5 protein-coding genes are annotated in these 5,060 nt (G+C 39.5%); all 5 read right to left on the reverse strand.

Annotation, left to right across the window (positions count from 1 at the left end):
• Positions 1-246: 246 nt before the first annotated feature.
• On the reverse strand, positions 247-1,161 hold the full coding sequence (gene bla / locus G8761_RS26475) for a class A beta-lactamase (RefSeq protein ID WP_420800294.1): 915 nt from the start codon (positions 1,159-1,161) through the stop codon (positions 247-249).
• A 367-nt stretch (positions 1,162-1,528) separates the two neighbouring features.
• Complete coding sequence (locus tag G8761_RS27545; RefSeq protein WP_338001046.1) at positions 1,529-2,083, reverse strand: penicillin-binding transpeptidase domain-containing protein; 555 nt, start codon at positions 2,081-2,083, stop codon at positions 1,529-1,531.
• On the reverse strand, positions 2,032-2,292 hold the full coding sequence (locus G8761_RS27550; protein WP_243450170.1) for a hypothetical protein: 261 nt from the start codon (positions 2,290-2,292) through the stop codon (positions 2,032-2,034). Before G8761_RS27550 ends, G8761_RS27545 begins: the two co-directional genes overlap by 52 nt.
• Before the next feature lie 342 nt (positions 2,293-2,634).
• A complete protein-coding gene (locus G8761_RS26485; protein WP_166030922.1) occupies positions 2,635-4,431 on the reverse strand; it encodes a BlaR1 family beta-lactam sensor/signal transducer in 1,797 nt (598 codons plus the stop codon).
• Positions 4,431-4,817: a BlaI/MecI/CopY family transcriptional regulator gene (locus tag G8761_RS26490; protein WP_166030923.1), complete on the reverse strand. Its 387-nt coding sequence runs from the start codon at positions 4,815-4,817 to the stop codon at positions 4,431-4,433. The genes G8761_RS26485 and G8761_RS26490 overlap by 1 nt, the downstream gene beginning before the upstream one ends.
• Positions 4,818-5,060 lie beyond the last annotated feature (243 nt).

Raw genomic sequence — 5,060 nt, forward strand, 5'->3', positions numbered from 1 at the left:
CCTGCCCCTTTAGCACAAAAAGAAAAGGAGCTGCCGCCGCAACCCCATCTTGAACTCAAGCCCCAGTTAGTTTAATAAGAGCTTGATATACAGCCATTGCTTAAATGATGTCCATTTCTATTGTTGTATAGAAAAAATATCAGTCATCACATACTAATCTTTTTAATGATTGTATATGATGACTTAATGCTAAGCCTGTTCACTGATGCAATCGAGAATTAATGAAGAGTAAATTTATTTATCTCTTCACTTCAGAGCGTTAAGTGCAACCTTGGCAGCTTCTGCAATAAGCGTATTGTCATAGGTGGCATTCTGTGTATCACGGCTAGATAGAACTGCGATGACAATGGGAGCTCTATTCGGCGGCCAAACAATCGCAATATCATTCCGCGTTCCATAGCTTCCTGCCCCGCTCTTATCATCGACTTCCCAACCTGTTGGTGCACCAGCACGAATCAATGCATCGCCAGTGGTATTTCCCCTCATCCAATCTGTCAGGATCTTACGTTTTTCAATAGAGAGCAAGTCGCTAACTGCGTAAGCCTTGAGGCTCGTAGCAAGTGATTTTGGTGTGCTTGTGTCACGTGTATCTCCAGGAAGTGCTGAGTTCAAATCCGGCTCGTAGCGATCAACCTGGGTAACGTTATCGCCAATCTGCCTCAGTGCTGTTTCAAATCCCTCAGGGCCTCCCAGTTTCTCTAATAAAAGGTTCCCTGCAGTGTTGTCGCTATATCGGACAGCAGCCTCAATAACTTCCCGAAGAGTCATCCCTGTATCTACGTGAAGCTGTGTGACGGGTGAATATGAAACTATGTCCTCGCTATTGTATGTGACTAACTCGTCGAGTTGATCAATTGAGTAATGCTGCAGCAATGCACCAGCCGCTAGAGCTTTGTAAGTAGATGCGTAAGCGAACCGATCATGAGGCCGATAGGATACAGTCCGATTTGTACCTGTATCGATAGCGTAGACTCCGAGCCGGGCGTCAAATTTGCTCTCGAGTTCTGCAAACTCACGGTGTATATGGGGTACTGGTGTTTTCCTGACTGCCTTTTCGGGCTTGTCAGAAAGGTTATTGGTGGTCATCGACCAGCCGGCGAGGGGTACAATTGCAACCACTAGCACAAGCAGGGCAAATAAAAAATTAATTATGTTGAAAATATCATGTGTTTTCCTCAAGATCTTAGCCTCTTTCTATTAATATTAGATGTCCGGAAAATAGAATAAGCGGGTTTAATCATTATGTTTTAATTAACACCGATCGGCTATTAACCAGCAGATTCTAAAAATTGTGTATTACACTCAGATTCAATTCCATTATTTATGCAACGAAAAATTCATTCCGTTAGCAGCTTATTTAACCATGTTCAATATCATTTTCATAACCTTTACTGCCCCGAAATGCCGGGGGAGAATTTCCTCCTTTCTTTAATTTGAAACATGTGTAATATTAGATTACACAAAATACTACATATGTAGTATTCAACTACACGTGTAATACTACACGTGTAATAAAAAAATGTCAATACTATTTTGTTGTCATCTGTCCTTTTTCATTAAGGTCAAAATATGCCCGAAAAACCCGCTGGCTGATGATATTAGCTGCATTGTGTGGCGAAGCATAACCATCACGGTAGGCATTTGGTACAATAACGGCAATGGCAATCTCGGGATCATTGAATGGAGCATAACCAGCAAAAGAAAGATTCCAAGTCTTCACCCCATTTTTATAGGATTCCGAGGTCCCGGTTTTACTTGCGGCATTGTAGGGTTCGTCTTTAAAATATCCTCTCGCTGTTGCTTTGGAACCATGGGTAACCAGCCAAAAACCTTGTTGAACCCGCTTTAGCATCTCCTCACTCATATCCACCTGATTCAGCACCATTGGTTCGATTTCATCGATCACGTTGCCCGGTTCATTTCCATTCTTATTGGGTTCACGAATCTCCTTCACCAATTGGGGCTTCATCCGGTATCCTCCATTGGCAATCGTTGTAATATACTGGGCAATTTGCATCGGTGTATAGGTATCTAATTGTCCGATGGTAATTTGAAAGTAGGTGCTTGTATTGGTCCCTTTAATTCCTGCCGTTTCATTATTAAATCCGTGCCATAGTTATGTACCAACAGCCAGATATCTTTCAAATCCCGATCGGTTACTTTATTAATTTCTCTATCAGTCATGACCAGAAAGGTATTTAACTTTTTGGCCAGTTCAAGCAATTCGCCCGGCTGCGGATTTTTCGGCGGTGTATAGACAATCGCCTTTTCCAGAATATTGTAGACAACCAACTAATGATTCGTATCATATATTTTTCCACACGGAACTGAATAGCTGACGGGCGTCACATCTGTCTTCTCTGCCTGAGCCGCATAGGCTTCCCCTTTGATAATTTGGATAACGCCAAGGCGGAGAATCAGGATAGAAAAGAACAGAGACCATGAAAAAGAGACCATTCAGTCTCCATCGGATTGAATTTTTTACTATATTTTCTTTCTCCCTTTTCTGCTTCAAAACGCATCAGCCCTTTCATATTGGGAAGTTTGTGTACAAGGTTAGCAAAATACCACATTTGTAGTATTTTGTCCAAAAAAAGTCCCAAAAAGTTGGGGTAATCCTTCTGGGGTTAATTATTAATATATCTTTTTATGATGCAGGATCTGCTTGGCAATCTCCGCTGCCTTGCTTCCTTGGGCCTGCCCATTCATATTTTGAATATTAATGGCAAAATAAAAACGATCATCACCTTTATCGAAAAAGCCAATAAACCAGCCATTTACATTCTTTCCATTAATCATGCCGGTTCCCGTTTTACCATACAACCGTCCATTCTTTTGGACATCGATTAACATTGCCTTTTTTACCGCTTTGATATTTTCCGCTTTAAAATCCCATTGATTTTCTTCTAATTGATATAATAATTGGACTTGTTCAATGGGTGATATTTTTAAGGAAGATTCCATCCAGTAACTATCCAAATTCCCTGAAAGATCCTCATTCCCGTATTTTATTTTGTGAAAATAATCTTGTAGCTGCCTTCTCCCTACCTCCCGATCGGTATTTTGGAAATACCAATTAACGGAACGGCTCAAGGCAGTCGCTAAATTTTGATTTTGATTCCATTCTGAATAGGGATAAATATTCCCGTCCCAAACCTGTTCATTGTTATTCGTGGAAATCACATTGGATTCCAATGCAAATAAGGCAGAATATATTTTATAGGTGCTATCAGGAGAAATCCTCTGTTCACTCATCTCTCGATTATAAATTTGATATTGGTTTTTTGAGGGATCATATAAAACAAAGCTTCCCTTGTAGCCCTTAAAATAGGAGCTTAGATCTTCATAGACCGCATTATTGCCGCTAAATCGATACAAATCATCTGGGCTGGCAATAACGTTAGTGATTGGAGCAAGCAATAGCACAACAATTCCTAACACAGCGCAGATGACCTTGCTTTTCCATTTCAATAAAAGAGAGTCGCTAGAGAAACTTGCAATGCACTGGATTCTTTGTGTGATTTGTTTTTTTGTACCACCTATACCTGGAGCAAAATGTTCAGAGGTACGATCGTATTTTTTATCCGCAAATCGAATGATGGTATGCCCATATTCGATATATCCGCTCTCATCCAAGAGATTTAAAACGGAAGCATCACAGGCTAATTCCCGATCGAATCGAATCCTTTTTAAGGCATACCAAACGAACGGGTTAAACCAATAAATAATACGACACAACCACATGAAGTAATTCACGAAAAGATCCTTGCTTTTATGATGGTACAGCTCGTGCAAAAACACGTACTTTAATTCATTTAACGAGAATGCTTCTCCCGTTTTGCTTGGTAAAAAAATATAGGGTTGAAAAATCCCCACTGTGATAGGCGAGGTAATAAGAGAGGTCTCCCGCAGCCTTATGTTTCTTTTCACCCCAACCAACTCTTTGCACGCTTCCAATAGTTCATTTAACTTTCGGTTATGAACAGCCGCAGCTGACTTTTTCATCTGATAGATTTGATAGTTTGAATAAACAGCAGCCACAACAAGAATAACCACTCCAATGACCCAAACCGTAAAAAATGTATGGTAGACGAAATCGGGCGTTGACTTGTTTACCGATACCGTGAAATCATGTAATAAATCGCTGTTTGGCGCCTGAGAGGCATCCACTCCATTAATTCTTTCATTCATCGATGGCGCGTCTCTATGAAAAAAAAGTAAGCTTTTAAAATAGCGTGTTCCTTCTCCAAGACGAAAATAATTCCAAGGTATAAAGGTAGCCAGGATTGGAATGCAAAGAAAATACCAAATGTGATAATGTGCTTTTACCGTCATTTGATTGTTTAATAGCATTTTGATTAACAGAATGATGAAAATAAGGAGGGATACCACGATTGTACTAATTAAAATCCGCAGCAACAGGGTATCCATTATTTTTCCCCTTTCTTGTCTCTCATGGATAATATTTTCTTTAATTCCGAAATATCTTCTTTCGATAACTTATCATTTTCAATAAAATTTAATATCATTGAATTTAACGTGCCGCCGAAAAACTGCTGCAGAAAGGATTTACTTTTTTGATCAACATATTCGTGATTTTCAACCAGTGAAGAATAAATAAACACCCGGCCATCTTTTCTTGCGTGCAAAGCCTTTTTTTTTACTAGGCGCGCCAGCATGGTGTGAATAGTATTTGGCTTCCAATCACTCTTATTCGATAATTTCTCCACTACCTCAGGAGTCGAAATCGGCTCAAAGTTCCATATAACCTTCATCACTTCATATTCTGCTTCTGATATTTGTGGAATATCTTTCATGATAGCCCTCCTACCTTTTACAAATGTAGTATTTATTATAGCAAGACGGTCCAAAAACATAAAGAAATAGTGGTGACTTTAGCCTATGGTAAATAATCCACTTTGCATGCTGATTTTGTTGCAAATTCCTCTTTGTTCTCTTTCAGTATTAATTGACATAAGATTCTCCCATACATTTTTCACTTAAAAATTCAACAGAGATTGCCCACGTCCTTCTTTCACTAAACTGCCACGTTTGTTGAA

The sequence above is a fragment of the Neobacillus terrae genome (genome assembly GCF_011393025.1).
GTDB classification, from domain to species: domain Bacteria; phylum Bacillota; class Bacilli; order Bacillales; family Cytobacillaceae; genus Neobacillus_A; species Neobacillus_A terrae.

Coding starts and splice junctions, on each gene's coding strand:
- G8761_RS26485 (WP_166030922.1), bottom strand. CDS start 4,431: ATGGATACCCTGTTGCTGCGGATTTTAATTAGTACAATCGTGGTATCC.
- G8761_RS26490 (WP_166030923.1), bottom strand. CDS start 4,817: ATGAAAGATATTCCACAAATATCAGAAGCAGAATATGAAGTGATGAAG.